Source organism: Kitasatospora sp. NPDC101157 (genome assembly GCF_044768255.1).
GTDB lineage: Bacteria > Actinomycetota > Actinomycetes > Streptomycetales > Streptomycetaceae > Kitasatospora.
Map to the genome: position 1 here is coordinate 129061 of NZ_JBIWPL010000017.1, position 15131 is coordinate 144191.

12 protein-coding genes and 1 pseudogene are annotated in these 15131 nt (G+C 75.5%); 3 read left to right on the forward strand and 10 right to left on the reverse strand.

Annotated elements, in window-relative coordinates:
* Positions 1-8: 8 nt before the first annotated feature.
* Positions 9-3146, forward strand: a pseudogene (locus ACIRVF_RS28650) (type I polyketide synthase); the annotation flags it as partial.
* Positions 3147-3174: 28 nt separating this feature from the next.
* A complete protein-coding gene (locus ACIRVF_RS28655; RefSeq protein ID WP_402823819.1) occupies positions 3175-4218 on the forward strand; it encodes an LLM class flavin-dependent oxidoreductase in 1044 nt (347 codons plus the stop codon).
* An 80-nt stretch (positions 4219-4298) separates the two neighbouring features.
* Here ACIRVF_RS28655 and ACIRVF_RS28660 read toward each other — a convergent pair whose 3' ends face one another.
* From ACIRVF_RS28660 to ACIRVF_RS28695, 8 genes are all read right to left on the reverse strand, one after another.
* Positions 4299-5321 carry an LLM class flavin-dependent oxidoreductase gene (locus tag ACIRVF_RS28660; RefSeq protein ID WP_402823822.1) on the reverse strand — a complete coding sequence of 341 codons (1023 nt, stop codon included), beginning with the start codon at positions 5319-5321 and terminating at the stop codon, positions 4299-4301.
* Between the two features lie 97 nt (positions 5322-5418).
* Complete coding sequence (locus tag ACIRVF_RS28665) at positions 5419-6630, reverse strand: NtaA/DmoA family FMN-dependent monooxygenase (protein ID WP_402823825.1); 1212 nt, start codon at positions 6628-6630, stop codon at positions 5419-5421.
* Positions 6627-8312, reverse strand: coding sequence for a dipeptide ABC transporter ATP-binding protein (locus ACIRVF_RS28670; RefSeq protein WP_402823828.1), 1686 nt, complete (start codon positions 8310-8312; stop codon positions 6627-6629). Before ACIRVF_RS28670 ends, ACIRVF_RS28665 begins: the two co-directional genes overlap by 4 nt.
* Entirely contained in the window at positions 8309-9178 is an 870-nt protein-coding gene (locus ACIRVF_RS28675; RefSeq protein ID WP_402823831.1) for an ABC transporter permease, read from the reverse strand. Before ACIRVF_RS28675 ends, ACIRVF_RS28670 begins: the two co-directional genes overlap by 4 nt.
* A 13-nt stretch (positions 9179-9191) precedes the next feature.
* Positions 9192-10118 (reverse strand): ABC transporter permease, encoded by a 927-nt coding sequence (locus ACIRVF_RS28680; RefSeq protein ID WP_402823834.1) that lies wholly within the window; start codon positions 10116-10118, stop codon positions 9192-9194.
* Positions 10115-11842 (reverse strand): ABC transporter substrate-binding protein, encoded by a 1728-nt coding sequence (locus ACIRVF_RS28685; RefSeq protein WP_402823836.1) that lies wholly within the window; start codon positions 11840-11842, stop codon positions 10115-10117. Before ACIRVF_RS28685 ends, ACIRVF_RS28680 begins: the two co-directional genes overlap by 4 nt.
* An 87-nt stretch (positions 11843-11929) precedes the next feature.
* A complete protein-coding gene (locus ACIRVF_RS28690) occupies positions 11930-12064 on the reverse strand; it encodes a hypothetical protein (protein WP_402823839.1) in 135 nt (44 codons plus the stop codon).
* A 103-nt stretch (positions 12065-12167) separates the two neighbouring features.
* Positions 12168-13133, reverse strand: a complete 966-nt coding sequence (locus ACIRVF_RS28695) for an alpha/beta hydrolase (RefSeq protein ID WP_402823841.1) — start codon at positions 13131-13133, stop codon at positions 12168-12170.
* A gap of 100 nt (positions 13134-13233) precedes the next feature.
* On the opposite strand from ACIRVF_RS28695, the gene ACIRVF_RS28700 reads away from it, so the two are divergent.
* Entirely contained in the window at positions 13234-13896 is a 663-nt protein-coding gene (locus ACIRVF_RS28700; RefSeq protein ID WP_402823844.1) for a TetR/AcrR family transcriptional regulator, read from the forward strand.
* 21 nt (positions 13897-13917) lie between these two features.
* Here ACIRVF_RS28700 and ACIRVF_RS28705 read toward each other — a convergent pair whose 3' ends face one another.
* Positions 13918-14271 carry a hypothetical protein gene (locus ACIRVF_RS28705; RefSeq protein ID WP_402823847.1) on the reverse strand — a complete coding sequence of 118 codons (354 nt, stop codon included), beginning with the start codon at positions 14269-14271 and terminating at the stop codon, positions 13918-13920.
* 119 nt (positions 14272-14390) lie between these two features.
* Positions 14391-15125, reverse strand: a complete 735-nt coding sequence (locus ACIRVF_RS28710; RefSeq protein ID WP_402823952.1) for a carbon-nitrogen hydrolase family protein — start codon at positions 15123-15125, stop codon at positions 14391-14393.
* Between the last annotated feature and the right edge of the window lie 6 nt (positions 15126-15131).

Below are 15131 nucleotides of genomic sequence, written 5' to 3' on the forward strand. Positions count from 1 at the left end.
TGCCCGGGACGACCCAACCGAGCGCCGCCCCCGGCGCCACCGAGGAACGCCTGCGCGACTACCTGCGCCGCGCGACCGCCGACCTGCGCCGCGCCAGGCGCCGGATCGAGGCCCTGGAGGAACGGGCGCACGAGCCGGTCGCCGTCGTCGGCATGGCCTGCCGGCTGCCCGGCGGCGTGCGCAGCCCGGAAGATCTGTGGAGCCTGCTCGCCGAGGGCCGCGACGCGATCGGCGACTTCCCCGCCGACCGCGGCTGGGACCTCGACGCCCTCTTCGACGACGACCCGGCCACCCCCGGCACCTCCTACGCCCGCCAGGGCGGATTCCTGGACGATGCAGGCGGGTTCGACGCCGCCTTCTTCGGCCTCGGCCCCCGCGAGGCGCTCGCCATGGATCCGCAGCAGCGCCTGCTGCTGGAGACCGCCTGGCGCACCTTCGAGTCCGCCGCCCTCGACCCGGCCGCCCTGCGCGGCAGCCGGACCGGCGTGTACGTCGGCATGATCGGCCAGGACTACGCCCCCCGCCCGCACGAGGTGGCCGGGGAGCTGGACGGCCACTTCATGACGGGCAACGCCGGCTCCATCGCCTCCGGCCGGCTCGCCTACCACTTCGGCCTGCTCGGCCCGGCCCTGACCGTCGACACCGCCTGCTCCTCCTCGCTGGTCGCGATGCACCTGGCCGCCCGCTCGCTGCGCTCGCGCGAGAGCGACCTCGCCCTGGCCGGCGGCGCCTGCGTCCTCGCCCACCCGCGGGTGTTCCTGGAGTTCAGCCGCCAGCGCGGACTGGCCCCGGACGGGCGCTGCAAGGCGTTCGCAGCCGCCGCAGACGGCACGGGCCTCGCCGAGGGCGTCGGGCTGCTGCTGCTGGAGCGCCTGAGCGACGCCCGCGCCAACGGCCACCGGGTGCTCGCCGTGCTGCGCGGCTCGGCCGTCAACCAGGACGGCCCCAGCAACGGACTCACCGCCCCCAGCGGGCCCGCGCAGGAGGCCGTCATCCGCGAGGCGCTGGCCGACGCCCGGCTCACCCCCGACCAGGTCGACGCCGTCGAGGCCCACGGCACCGGCACCACCCTGGGGGACCCGATCGAGGCCCGCGCCCTGCTCTCCGTCTACGGCCGGGGCGAGCGCGAACGCCCGCTGAAGCTGGGCTCGTTGAAGTCCAACATCGGCCACACCCAGGCCGCCGCCGGGGTGGCCGGCGTGATCAAGCTGATCCTCTCCCTGCGGCACGGGACCCTGCCGGCCACCCTGCACCTGGACGCGCCGACCCCGCACGTGGACTGGTCCTCGGGCGCGGTCGAGCTGCTCACCGAGGCCGTCCCCTGGCCGCGCGGGGAGCGTCCGCGCCGGGCCGCCGTCTCCTCGTTCGGGATCAGCGGCACCAACGCCCACGTCGTCCTCGAAGAGGCGCCCCGACTGCCGCCCGCCGAACCCTGCACCGCGCCCGCCGACCTGCCCTGGCTGCTCACCGCCCGCACCGCCGGGGCGCTGCGCGAGCACGCGCTGAACCTGGCCGCACACGCCGAGGCCGGAGCCGCCGAACGCGCGCAGGAGAGCGCGCACTGGCTCGGCCACGGCCGGGCGCGCTTCCCCTACCGGGCCGCCGTGCTGATTGACCGTCCACAGGAGATCGCCCCCGCCCTGCGCGCCCTGGCAGCCGGGCGCGCCCACCCCGCCCTGGTGTCCGGCACCGCCGTCGCTTCCGCCAGGGCCGCCTGGACCTTCTCGGGGCAGGGTTCCCAGCACCCCGGCATGGGCCGCGAACTCCACGCCGCCAACCAGGAGTTCGCCAAGGCGCTGGACGAGGTGTGCGACGCCCTCGACGCCCACCTGGACCGCCCCCTGCGGGACGTGATGTTCGCCGAGCCGGGCTCCGCCGAGGCCGAACTGCTGAACCGCACCCGCTACACCCAGCCCGCCCTGTTCGCCCACCAGAGCGCGCTCGCCCGCCTCCTCGGCAGCCGGCTGCCCCCGCCCGTCGCCGTGCTCGGCCACTCGATCGGCGAACTGTCCGCCGCCCACCTGGCCGGGGTGTTCGACCTGGAGTCGGCGGCGGCACTCGTCGCCGCCCGGGCCCGGCTGATGGACGAACTGCCCGCCGGCGCGGGCGCGATGCTCTCCGTCCAGGCGTCCGAGGAGCGGCTCACCGCGCTGCTCGCCCCGTACGGACCGGCGCTGGGCCTGGCCGCCGTCAACGGACCGGCCTCCACGGTGGTCTCCGGCGACGCCGCCGCGATCGCCCTGCTGGACCGCGAGCTCACCGGCCTCGGGCTGCGCACCCGCCGGCTGCGCGTCTCGCACGCGTTCCACTCCGCCCACCTGGACCCGGTGCTGGAGCGCTTCCACGCCGAGGCGCAGCGGATCACCTACCGCGCCCCGAGCCTTCCGGTGATCAGCAACGTCACCGGCGAGGCCGCCGACCCGCGGGCCATTGCCGGGCCCCGGTACTGGACGGAGCAGATCCGCGCCACCGTCCGCTTCGCCGAGGGCGTGCGCACCCTGCGCGAGCGCCACGGCGTCACCGCCTACCTGGAACTCGGCCCGCACAGCACGCTCAGCGCGCTGACCGCCACCCTCCACCCGGAGGCCGTCCACCTGGCCGCGCAACTGCGCGAGCGGCCCCAGCCGAGGGCGCTCGCCGCCGCGCTGGCCGGGGCCGAGGTGCACGGCCTCCCGGTCGCCCGCCCGGCCGGTCCCGCGCCCGCCGCCGACCCCGACACCGTGCCCGGCCACCCCTTCGCCGCGACCGTCCACTGGCTGGCCACCCCCGGCCCCTCCGGCGCCACCCGGGCCGGGGCGCCCGCGCCGGCCTCACCCCCGGTCGAGGCTCCTGCCGAGGACCCGGCAGACCTGCTGCGGCGCTGGACGCAGGCGCCGGCCCCGGATCGTACGGCCCTGCTGCTGGCCTTGGTCCAGGAGCACGCCGCCGCCGCCCTCGGCTACACCGACCCGGCGCAGATCGGCGCGGGGGAGCGCTTCCAGGACCTCGGCTTCTCCTCCTTCAGCGTCCTGGACCTGCGCAACCGGCTCGGCGCCGCGACCGGGCTCACGCTGTCCCCGATGGTCGCCTTCGACCACCCTGTCCCGGCCGAACTCGCTGCCCATCTGGACGAGTTGCTGGCCGAGTCCGTCCTGCCCGCCTCGTGAAGCAAGCCCGAAGGAGCGAATCCCGGTCATGCGCGTCGGAATCACCTACCTCAGCATCTCCCCGTCGGTGGACCGCTCGTCCGCCCGCCGCACGTACCTGGACTTCGCCCGGCAGGTCGAATGGGCCAACGACAAGGGCTTCTCCGGCATCTGGATCACCGAGCACCACTTCTCGGGCTACAGCCTCAGCTCCTCGCCGCTGCTGCTGCTCGGCCAGGCCGCCGCGATCGCCCCCGACCTGCGCCTGGGCACCGGCATCCTGGTGCTTCCGCTGTGGGACCCGGTCCGCCTGGTCGCCGACGTCAACACCCTGGACCAGCTCTCCGGCGGGCGGCTGGACCTCGGCATCGGCCGCGGCTACCAGCCGCACGAGTTCCTGGGCTTCGGCCGGGACCTCGGGGCGAGCCGTGCCGCCTTCGAGGAGTCCGCCGACCTGGTGCTGCGCCTGCTCACCGAGAGCGCCGTCACGCACAAGGGCGAGTTCCACCGGATCGACGCCCCGGTCACCGTCCTGCCGCCCTCCCACCAAACCCCCCACCCGCCGGTCTGGGCCGCCGCGGTCTCGCCGGAGTCCACCCGCTTCGCCGTCCGCCGCGGCTTCCACCTGCTCGGCCTGGCCCTGTCGACCCCGGCCGAACTCGCCGCCCAATGGCGCACGGTGAAGGCCCTCGCCGCCGAGGAGGGCGTGGCGGCCGAGGGCCTGGAGTACGCCGTCAACCGCTTCGTCCACCTCGGCACCGACCCGGCCGGGCGCCGGGCGGCCGCCCGTGAGGTCGCCCGGCAGATCCAGACCTCCCGGGCCCTGGCCGAGGGCGCTCACCCCGCCGGCGGCCTGCCGCCCGTGCCCGCCGCCATCGACCCGGCCGACGAGGAACTCGCCTACGAGCGGCTCCTGGCCGGCTCGCCCGAGCAGATCGTCGACCAGCTGGCCGAACTCGCCGCGGCCGGCGTCACCCGGGTCAACGCCGCCTTCGAGTACGGCCTGCTGCCCGCCGACACGGCCTTCGCTGCGCTGCGCACCTTCGCCGCCGAGGTGCTCCCGGCCCTGCGGGAGCTGCCCGTGCGGCTCTGATCCCTTCCCCGACACTCCTCCGACAGGCTGAAGGGGTGGGGCACCCCCCCGGTGCCCCACCCCTTCGGCGCGTCCGGCGCTCAGGCGCCCAGCCCCACCGCCTCCGCCAGACGGGTGTAGGACTCCCGCCGGTCCACCGGGTCGTAGGTGTTCGCGACCACCATGACCTCGTCCGCCCCTGATTCGGCCGTGAAGGCTTTCAGCTTCGCCGCCACTGTGTCCGGCCCGCCCACGACCTCCGCGCGCAGGTCGTTCAGCGGCGCGCTGCGCTGCGCGGCCTGCTCCGCCGGGCTCGGCCGGTGGGCCAGGGCCTCCTGGACGGGCCGCAGCGGCGCGGAGTTGCCGGCCGCGTGCTGGGCCAGCGCGAGGCGCCACGGGGTGGCCAGCTCCTCGGCGTGCCGGTCGTCCCGGCCCACGACCACGGTCAGCGTCAGGATCGCCCAGGGCCGCGCCCCCTCGTGGGCCGGCCGGAACCGCTCCCGGTAACGGCGCAGCGCGGCGAAGGCGTTGGCCGGGTCCTGGTACGCGGCGAGGTACGCGTAGCCCAGGCCCAGCCGGGCCGCGACCCCCGCCGAGGCGGGGCTGCCGCCGAGCAGGAACACGCCGGGCAGCGGCGCGTCCGTCGGCACGGCGCGGACGGAGGCGAGCTCGTGGCCCTCCGCCAGGGCGGTGTGCCCGCCGAAGGCCAGCAGCTGCGCCAGCTGCCCGTTGAACACCTCGGGGGCGAGCGAGGAACGCTGGAGCAGGGCGGCGGTGGGCCCGTGCCCGGTGCCGGTGGAGCGGCCGATGCCGAGGTCGATCCGGCCGGGGTGCAGCGCCTCCAGCGTCCGGAACTGCTCGGCGACGTGCAGCGGCGCGTGGTTGGGCAGCAGCATCCCGCCGGCGCCGATGCGCAGCCGGGTGGTGCGGGCGGCCAGGTGGGCGATGACGATCTCGGGCGCCGAGATGCCCACCGCCGCCTCGGCGTGGTGCTCGGCGACCCAGTAGCGGCTGTAGCCCAGCTCCTCGACGTGCCGGGCGAGTTGCCCGGCCTCGTCGAGCAGTTCGGAGGTGCCGGTGCCGGCCCGGCGGGGGCCCTGGTCGAGGACGGAGAACGCGGTCATGCCTGTTTCCTCAGGAGTCGGCCCCCGGCGCGCAAGGGGCGGGTGGAACGGGTGCGGGTGGAGCGGGGGCGGGCGTACCGGGTCCGGGCGGCGGCGCTCACACGGCGGCCGGGGCCGGGGCCGGGTAGGGGTGGGGCAGTCCGTAGTGCTCGCGCAGCGTGGAGCCCCGGTACGAGGAGCGGTAGACGCCGCGCTTCTGCAGGATCGGCACCACCAGCTCGACGAAGGCCGCGAGCCCGTCGGCGAAGACGTCCGGCATCAGCGTGAAGCCGTCCGCCGCCCCCGAGACGAACCACTCCTCGGCCACGTCGGCGACCTGCTCGGGCGTGCCGATCGCCTCGATGTGCGCCCCGCGCCAGGGCGCGTGCCCGGCCAGCTCGTCCAGCCGCCGGAGCCGGTTGAGGGCCTCGCGGCGGCTGTCGGCCACCGTGGTCATCAGTCCGGGCAGGATCTTGACCGACCGGGGGTCGCGGCCGTGCCGCTCGGCCCGGGCCCGCACGTCGGCCGCGTAGGCGTGGGCGACGTCCGGCGTCTTGGCCCCGGAGAACACCACGTCGGCCGTGCGCCCTGCCAGCTCGCGCCCGGGCTCCGAGGCGCCGGCCTGCACCACCAGCGGGTGGCCCTGGGCGGAGGGCGGCAGCGGCAGCGGCCCGCGGACGCTGAAGTGCTCCCCCCGGTGGGATATCGGCCGCAGCCGGCCCGGGTCGGTGAACCTCCCGGTGTGCACGTCCGCCACCAGGGCCTCCGGCTCCCAGCTGTGCCACAGCGCCTTGACGATGTCCACGAACTCCTCGGCGCGCGCGTACCGGTCGGTGCGCGGCGCCAGCCCGCTGCCGCCGAAGTTGGCGACGACCTGCGGGATGTACGTGGTGACGGCGTTCCAGCCCGCCCGTCCGCCGCTGAGCACGTCCAGCGACTTGAAGCGGCGGGCGATGTTGTACGGCTCGTTGGAGGTGGTGGAGGCGGTGGCGATCAGGCCGATCCGGGAGGTGGCGCCGGCGATCGCGGTGAGGATCAGCGTCGGCTCGTGGTAGTACGCGCCGTGCGGGCTGGTGTCGATCTCGCCGAAGATCCCGGGGGTGTCGGAGAGGAAGACGGCGTCCATCAGCCCGCGCTCGGCGAGCTGTGCGGCGGCCACCCAGGTCTCCACCCGGGCGAAGCCGTACGGGTCGGAGCCGGGCTCGCGCCAGGCGGCGGGGTGCACGCCCATGGCGCCGCCGACCATGTGGAGGTTGAGATGGAGCTCGCGTCCGGTGCTCGGTTCGGTGCTCGGTTCGGTGGTGGGTCCGGTGCTCGGTTCGGTGCTCACGGTGCCTTCCCGGGGTTCGGGCCGTCCAGCCGGGGGACGGCGTCCAGCAGTTGGCGGGTGTAGGGGTGGCGAGGCGCGCTGAGGACCTCCGCGGCGTCCCCGGACTCGACGACCTCGCCGTCCTTCATCACCAGCACCTCGTCGGCGAGGTGGCGCACCACGCCGAGGTCGTGCGAGACGAACACATAGGCGACGCCGAGTTCGGCCCGCAGTTCGGCCAGCAGGTCGAGGACCTGGGCCTGGACGGAGACGTCCAGCGCCGCCACCGGCTCGTCCAGCACGACGATCGGGGGCCGCGGCGCCAGGGCCCGGGCGATCGCCACCCGCTGGCGCTGCCCGCCGGACAGCTCGTGCGGGCGCCGGTGGAGCAGTTCCGGGCCCAGCCCGACCTGCTCCATCAGCTCGGCGACCCGGCCGGCCCGAGCGCCCCGGGGGACGCCGGTGGCGGCCAGCGGCTCGGCGATGATCCGGTCGACGGGGTAGCGCGGGTCGAAGCTGCTCAGCGGGTCCTGGTGGACGACCTGGACGCGCCGGTGCAGGGCGCGCCGCGCAGCCCCGCGCACGCTCTGCCACGGCTGCCCCTCCACCTCGACGCTGCCGGTGTCCGGCGCCGTCAGGCCCAGCAGCAGGCGCCCGGTGGTGCTCTTGCCGGAGCCGGACTCGCCGACGATGCCGAGGGTGCGGCCCTCCCGCAGGGTCAGCGAGACGTCGCGGACGGCGGCCACGGGCGCGTGTCCGGGCACGGTGAAGGACTTGCCGAGCCCCTCGGCGCGCAGCACCACCCGCTCGCCGGTGCGCGGCGGGGGCAGCCGGGTGCCCGCCCGCGGCCCGGAGAGCCGGGTGCCGCGCGCCGAAGGCCGGGGCACCGCCGCGAGCAGCAGCCGGGTGTACGGGTGCCGCGGCTCGGCCAGCACCTCGGCGGTGGGGCCCTGTTCGACCACCTCGCCGTCCTTCATGACCAGCACCCGGTCGGCCACCCGCGCGACCACCGCCAGGTCGTGACTGATCAGCAGCAGCGCCCGGCCGGCCCTTCGGCGCTCGGCGAGCAGTTCCAGGATCTGCGCCTGGACGGTGACGTCCAGGGCGGTGGTGGGCTCGTCGGCGATCAGCAGCGCGGGGTCGGCGGCGAGCGCGGAGGCGATCAGGGCCCGCTGGCGCAGGCCGCCGGACAGCTGGTGCGGGTACTGGCGGGCGCGCAGCTCCGGCTCGGGCACCCCCGCCTCGGCGAGCAGCCGCAGGACCTGCGCGGGCACCTCGGCGCGCGGCACGCTGCGGTGGGCGTGCAGCGCCTCGGCGATCTCCTCGCCGACCCGGCGCAGCGGGTCGAGCGAGACCAGCGCGTCCTGGAGCACGAAGCCGATCCGGCGCCCGCGCAGCGGCCGCCACTGGCGCTCCGTCAGCGCGCCCGCCTCGCGCCCGTCGATGCGGAAGACCTCGGCGGTGGTGCGCGCCCCGGGCCCGGCCAGCCCGACGAGGCTGCGCGCGGTGACGCTCTTGCCGGAGCCGGACTCGCCGACCAGGGCGACGCTCTCCCCGGCGGCGACGGTCAGCGACAGGCCGCGCACGGCGGTGACCGGGCAGCGCGGGCCGGGGAAGGCGACGGTCAGGCCGCTCACCTCGACCACCGGCGGGGCGGCGTCCGTACGAGGGGCGGCGGGCTCGGAGCGGGTCTCGGTGCTCATCGCGCCACCCGCCCCTCGGCCCGGTCCTGCAGCCACTGGCCGACGGCGGACACGGCCAGCACCGTGAGGGTGATCGCCGCGCCCGGGAAGACGGCCGTCCACCACGCGACCTCGACGTAGTCGCCGCTGCCGGCGAGCATCGCGCCCCACTCGGCGGTCGGCGGCTGCGGTCCAAGCCCGAGGAAGCTGAGCGCGGAGCCGGTGACGATCATGCCGCCGACGCCGACGGTGGCCAGTGCCAGCAGCGGTCCGACGGCGTTCGGCACGATGTGCCGCAGGACCACCTGGGAGCGGGACCAGCCGAGCACGGTGGCCGCCTCGACGTAGTCGCTGCCGCGCACCCGCAGCACCTCGGCCCGCACCAGCCGGGCGTACCCGGGCAGGGTGACCAGGGCGAGCCCGGCCACCAGGTTCCCGGTGCCGGTGCCCAGCACCGCGACCACCAGCAGGACCAGCAGCACGCCGGGGATGGACATCAGGACGTCCAGCAGCCGGCCGGCGACGCGGTCGGCGGTCCGCCCGCCCTGGGCGGCCAGGACGCCGATCACCGTGCCGGCTGCCAGCGCCAGCGCGGAGGCGGACAGGCCGATCAGCAGCGAGGGCCTGGCGCCGTGCACCACCCGGGAGTAGACGTCGCGTCCGTTCTCGTCGGTGCCCATCCAGTGCGCGGCCCCCGGCGGCAGCAGGCTGTCGGCGGGGCTGGCCGCGTCCGGGCCCGTCCCGCTCAGCAGGCCGGGGGCGAGCGCGGCCAGCAGGAGGAGGGCGCAGACCGCGAGCCCCAGGGCGGCTCCGGGCGGGACGCGGGCGACGGAGGGGAAGCGGGTGACGGTCGGGAAACGGGTCGGCCGGAGGCGGGGGATGACCACGGGCTCTCCTCCTTCAGCTCTCTCGGGTGCGCAGCCGCGGGTCGACCAGCCGGTAGGCCAGGTCGACGGCGGTGTTGACGACGGTGTAGACCAGCCCCGCGACCAGCACGATGCCGATGACCAGCGGAAGGTCCTTGTTGCGAACGGCGGTGACGGCCAGCGTGCCCAGCCCCTGCCGGGAGAAGACCGACTCGATCACCACCGCCCCGCCGATCAGCGAGCCGGTCAGCCAGCCGATCAGGGTGGTGACCGGCAGCAGCCCGTGCCGCAGCGCGTGCCGCAGCCGCACGGCCGCCTCGCCGACGCCCCGGGTGCGGGCCGTGGTGACGAAGGGTTCCTCCAGGGTCCGTTCCAGCCCCCGGCGCAGCACCCGGGTGATCACCGCGGCGGGCGCGGCGGCCAGCGCCAGGGCGGGCAGGACGAGCCCGTCCAGCCCCGGCGCCCCGAGCGCGGGGAACCACCGCAGCCGGAAGGAGAACAGCGCGAGCAGCAGGGTGCCGAGCCAGAACGCGGGCACGGCGACCCCGAGGCCCTCCAGCACGGACACCGGGGTGCGCACCCAGCGCGGGCGCCCGGCCGTGAGCAGGGCCGCCGGCAGCGCCAGGGCGACGGTCACCAGCACGGTGGCGGCCAGGAGTTGGAGCGTCGGGCCGAGCTGCTGGCCGATCGCGGTGCTCACCCGAAGGTGCAGGACGTAGGAGTCGCCGAGGTCGCCGCGCAGCACGTGACCGAGGAAGGTCAGGTACTGCAGCGGCAGCGGCTGGTCCAGGCCGTACTCGCGGGTGATCTCGGCGCGCAGCTGGTCGCTGGTGCCGCGCAGGCCCGTGAGCAGGTCGACCGGGTCGCCCGAGGTGAGGTGCAGGGCGAGGAAGGCGAGGGTCACCGCGCCCCACAGGACCAGGACGGCTGCGCCGAGCCGGCGCAGCGCGGCGCCGATCACTTCGCGAGCCAGGCGTCGGCGAAGTTCGGGAAGCTCTGCTGCTCGAAGACGACGCCGTGCACCTGGACGGAGGTGCCCAGCACGTAGGCGTTGGTGAACACCGGCAGGATCGCGGCGTCGTCGGTGACCTTCTGCTGGACGGCGGCGTAGAGGGCCTTCTGCCGCTGCACGTCGGTGGTGGCGAGCGCGTCGGCGAGCTGGGCGTCCACCTGGTCGTCGTGGTAGCGCGCGGCGTTGTTGTCGATCTTGGCGGTGGGGATGTGGGCGCTGCCGAAGACCAGCCGCAGCGCGTCCGGGGAGGCGTTGTTGGCGCTGCTGTTGAGCAGGTCGTAGTCCCCGGCGAGCACGCGCTTGACGTAGGTGCCGGTGTCCAGGTTCTGGTTGCGGATCTCGACGCCGAGGTCCTTGGCGGCGGCCTGGACCTGGGTCGCCAGCGCGGTGTACTGGCTGAAGTACTCCCCGATGTACAGGAAGTCCAGGCTGAGCCGCTTGCCGGCCTTGGTGCGGTAGCCCTCGCCGTCGCGGGCCGTCCAGCCGGCGTCGTCCAGGAGCTTGCCGGCGGCCGCGGCGTCGTACTTGTACTGGTCGGCGACGCCGGCGGCGTACTGCGGGGTGGAGGGGGAGAGCGGTCCGGTCGCGGCCGGGTAGACGCCGAAGTAGAGCTTCTGGACGATCAGGTGCCAGTCGATGCCGTTGCGCAGCGCCTTGCGCAGCCGGACGTCGGCGAGCGGGCCCTTCTCGGTGTTCGGGTTGAAGCTCCACGGGACGCCGGGGGAGACGGCGCTCTGCACGGTGAACTTGGGGTCGGCCTTGAGCTTGGCGACGTTGACCGGGGCGATGGCCGCGGCGGCCTCGGCCTGACCGCTGGTCAGCGCGCCCTGGCGGGAGGAGTTGTCCGGGACGATCCGTACGGCGAGCTTCTCCAGGTGGGCGGGGCCCCGGTTGGCGGCGCCCTCGGGGGCCCACGCGTAGTCGGCGCGGCGCTGGTAGGTGATGCCCTGCTGGGGGGTGAAGCCCTCGGCGCTGGTGAACGGGCCGGTTCCGACGATCTTGGAGCAGAGCGCCTTCGGGTCGCCGGCCAGGGTCGCGGGCGACTCGATGCCGAGGCTCGGGGAGGCCAGGCCGGTCAGGAACGAGGAGGCGGGCGCGGCGAGGGTGACCTCGACCGTCTGCGGGTCGACCACCCGGGCGGAGCGGTAGTTCTCGATCAGCTGGGCGGCGCCGGCGGACTTGGTGGCGGGGGCGACGACGTGGTCCAGGTTGGCCTTCACGGCGGCCGCGTCGAAGCGCGTGCCGTCGCTGAAGGTGACGCCGCTGCGCAGGGTGAAGGTGTAGGTCTTCTGGTCCTCGGAGACCTTCCAGGACTTTGCCAGCCAGGGCTGGATGGCGCCGTCGTCGTCCTGCCAGACCAGCGAGTCCAGCGCGGCCCGGCTGAACAGGGCGTCGGCCTGGCCCTGGTGGGGGTCGAGGCAGGTCGGGCCGTAGGGGACGGCGAGGGTGAGGGTGCCGCCGTCCACCGGCGTGCCGCCGGCCGCCGCGTCGGCGCTCCTCGGGGTGGTCGCCGATCCCGCGCAGGCGGCGGTGAGCGGGAGCACGGTGAGGGCGGCGACGAGGCCGAGTCTGGAGCGGAAACCCCGGCTGCGGGCGGGAGTTCGGCGCCGGGCGGTGTCGGGGGTGTTCCGGGTGGACGTGTCGGGCGTGACGGTGGCGGGGTGCGGTCGCATGGCGGGGCTTCTCTCCGAGGCGCGCGGACGGCGGCAGGGCCGCCGGGGACGGGTCGGGGTCGCCGCGAGGTCCGCCGCGCGGGGCAGTCAGAGGCCACCCGGCCGCGCGGAGGCGCAACGCGGCCGGGGACAGAGGGCGCTGTCGGTACGGGAGAGGTCGATCGCCCGGCGCGTGGCGGCGAGCAGCGGGTGCAGACCCGGCAGGCCACGCGTGGCGGACACTCCGTACTCCTAGGGCAGACCGCTCCGGAGTCGGAGCGCAGTGATCGGTCGGTTCCCGCCGTGAGGCCGGCGGAAAACGATCCATGGTGACCTGTGTAGTTAATCAGACTGAACTGAGCTGTTCAACCGTTTCGCGGCTCACGGGACGCAGCGCCCGGCGCAGCGCGTCCACCTGGGTGGCCAGCGAGTGCCGGCTGACGCCGGCCTGCGGGTCCTTGATGTCGAAGCCGTGGTACGCGCCGGGGAAGACGTGGAGCTCCAGCGGTACCCCGGCCTGGGACAGCCGCAGGCCGAAACCGATCACCTCGTCCCGGCCCAGCTCCAGGTCCCCGACGCCGAGGTAGACCGGCGGCAGGCCCGCCAGCTGCTCGGCCCGGGCCGGCGCGGCGTACGGCGGCACGTCCGGATGGCCGGGCCGCAGCGGGTGCAGGTAGGCGCCCCAGCCGGCCAGCGAGGCCGCCCGGCTCCACGTCCGGCCGTCCAGGATCAGCAGGCTGGACGGCGTCGTGTGCCGGTCGTCCAGCACCGGGGCGTGCAGCAGCAGGAGGCCGGGCAGCGCCTCGCCCGCGTCGCGCAGCGCCAGGGTGAGCCCGGCCGCCACGGCGGCGCCCGAACTGCTGCCCGCCAGGGCGATGTTGGCGCCGTCCGCGCCCAGCTCGGCTCCGTGCCGGCGCAGCCACCGCAGCACGGTGCGGCAGTCCTGCTGGGCGGCGGGGTACGGGTGCTGCGGCGCCAGCCGGTAGCCGACCGAGACGACGAGGGCGCCCGCGCCCTCGGCGTACAGGTCGCACAGCGGGTCGAACCATTCGAGCCGCTCGCCGGCGGTGAAGCCGCCGCCGTGCACGAACACCACCACCGGCCGGCCCGGTCGGGGCGCCGGCACGCACGGCCCGCCCGGCAGGTACGCACGCACCCGCACCGGCGGGGCCTGCGGGTCCTGCGGGTCGTGGGCCACCAGGTCCCGGCGCTCGGGGCCCGCGCCGTCCGGGCGCAGCGGGGACATGCCCGGCACGGGCGTGACGTAGCCGGCCAGCAACTCCCGGTCGAGCCGGGGGGAGAGGTCCTCCATGGGCGCGCAGCCTCCTCCAGAAACCGTCCTGAAACTGAACTGATTAGTTCAGATCAGTTCTACCAGTCGGCTGGGCGCGACTGTGCGCTACTGTGAGGATGTGAACGAACGTGAACTCCCCGTGACGGGCCGTGGGCGCATCGACAAGCGCGCCGCCATCCTGGACGCCGCCGTGAGGCTGTTCACGCGCGAGGGCTACGCGCAGGCGGGCATCGACGCGATCGCCGCGGCGGCCGGCGTGGCCAAGCCGACGCTCTACAACCACTTCGGGGACAAGGAGAACCTCTTCCGGGTGGTCATGCGCGACGGCGCCGAACGCACCGCCAACCGCATCGTCGCCGCCCTCGCCAGCCTCCCCGACGACGGGGAGGACCTCGCCGGCGAACTCCAGCGCGTCGCCCACCGCGTGGTCGAGTGCCAGCTCAGCGCCGAGGGCTGGGCACTCCAGCGCCTGCTCTACGCGGAGGCCTCCCGCCTGCCCGACCTCTACGACCAGGTCGTCTCCCGCGGCTCGCAGCCCGTCCTCGACGTCCTCGCCGGGCGCCTGTCCAGCCTGGCCAACCGCGGGCACCTCGACCTCGACGACCCCGCCGTCGCGGCCTCCCAGTTCATCGCCCTGGTCTCCGGCAACCTCCCCGGGCTCTCCGCCCTCGGCACCCGCCCGGTCTCCCCCTCCGACCTCGACACCGCCGTCCGCACCGGTGTCGACACCTTCCTGCGCGCCTTCGGCACCTCCCGCCGCCGCCCCGCCCGCCGCTCCTGACGTCCCCTTCGACGGAGCCGGTCAGGGGCGCGTGGGTTCCACACGGTTGACCTGGCCGCGCAGGAGGGCGAGCGTGGTGACGGCGCCGAGCAGCAGGACACTGCTGGAAAGGCCTTCGGGGCCGCCGAAGAAGACGCTCCCGGCGATCACCGCCGTCAGGCCCGTGGCCACGCCGAGCAGGACGGACGCCCACCGCACCCGGCGAACCGTCACCGGCCGGAGCAGGGCGAGGACCACCCCCGCCGCGGTCACGGTGGCCGCCGCGTACAGCGCCGCCTCCGCCCACCAGGACGGGGCCCACGACGCGCCGCGCCAGATCAGGAGGGGGCAGGCGAGCAGCGGAACCTCGGCCGCGAGTCCGAGCAGGGCGGCCATCGTCCGGTCCGCACTCCTCGGCCGGTACCCGGTGCTCACCCGACGCCCCCGTTTCGGGGCATCACCGTGCGGAGCCGGAGCAGCCCGCAGCGGTGCGCCCGTACGGCGTCTGGCATCGGTCAGGCGCCCGCGGGCGGGATCTCGGCGAGGGCGAAGCCCTCCTGGTCGGGGCCCGCGTCGGCGATGCGCAGGCCGTCCGGGCCCCAGGCGCCGCTGCGGCCGACGCACGGGCCCGCCTCGCTCGGGCCGACGAGGTCGGCCAGGACGACGCACAGCCCGAAGTCCCGGGCCCGCACCGGGTACACCTTCTCGAACGAGTCGTTGTCGGCATCCAGTGCCGAGCTCGCCAGATAGACGGTGCAGCCGTCCGCGACGGCCCGTTCGGCGATGTCGGGGAAGCGGTTGTCGTAGCAGGTGGCGAGCGCGAACCGGACGCCGTCGAGGGTGAACCGCCCGTCGGCGGTGCCCGGTTCGAAGACCGTGGCCTCGACGCCGTACAGGTGCGTCTTGTCGTAGCGGGCGAGCAGCCCGCCGTCCGGGCCGACGACCAGCGAGGTGACGCGCGGGCGGCCCCCCGCCCCGAGCACCGGCCCGTTGACGACGGCCGCCGCCCCCGTGGCCCGGCACGCCTCCCGCACGGGCTCCAACCGGGCATCCGCCTCGGTGAGCCAGGTGTCCGGCGTCGCGCCGACGAGGGTCGGCTCGTACCCGGTGAGGGCCAGCTCGGGGAACACGACGACCCGCGCCCCCAGGGCCCCGGTCTGCCGGATCAGCCCGGATATCTGACGGGCGTTGGCCTCGACGTCCCCGGCCACCGGGGCGAACTGTGCAGCTGCGATGATCACACCCGCCATCATCGC

Coding starts and splice junctions, on each gene's coding strand:
- ACIRVF_RS28655 (WP_402823819.1), top strand. CDS start 3,175: ATGCGCGTCGGAATCACCTACCTCAGCATCTCCCCGTCGGTGGACCGC.
- ACIRVF_RS28660 (WP_402823822.1), bottom strand. CDS start 5,321: ATGACCGCGTTCTCCGTCCTCGACCAGGGCCCCCGCCGGGCCGGCACC.
- ACIRVF_RS28670 (WP_402823828.1), bottom strand. CDS start 8,312: ATGAGCACCGAGACCCGCTCCGAGCCCGCCGCCCCTCGTACGGACGCC.
- ACIRVF_RS28685 (WP_402823836.1), bottom strand. CDS start 11,842: ATGCGACCGCACCCCGCCACCGTCACGCCCGACACGTCCACCCGGAAC.
- ACIRVF_RS28695 (WP_402823841.1), bottom strand. CDS start 13,133: ATGGAGGACCTCTCCCCCCGGCTCGACCGGGAGTTGCTGGCCGGCTAC.
- ACIRVF_RS28705 (WP_402823847.1), bottom strand. CDS start 14,271: ATGGCCGCCCTGCTCGGACTCGCGGCCGAGGTTCCGCTGCTCGCCTGC.
- ACIRVF_RS28710 (WP_402823952.1), bottom strand. CDS start 15,125: ATGGCGGGTGTGATCATCGCAGCTGCACAGTTCGCCCCGGTGGCCGGG.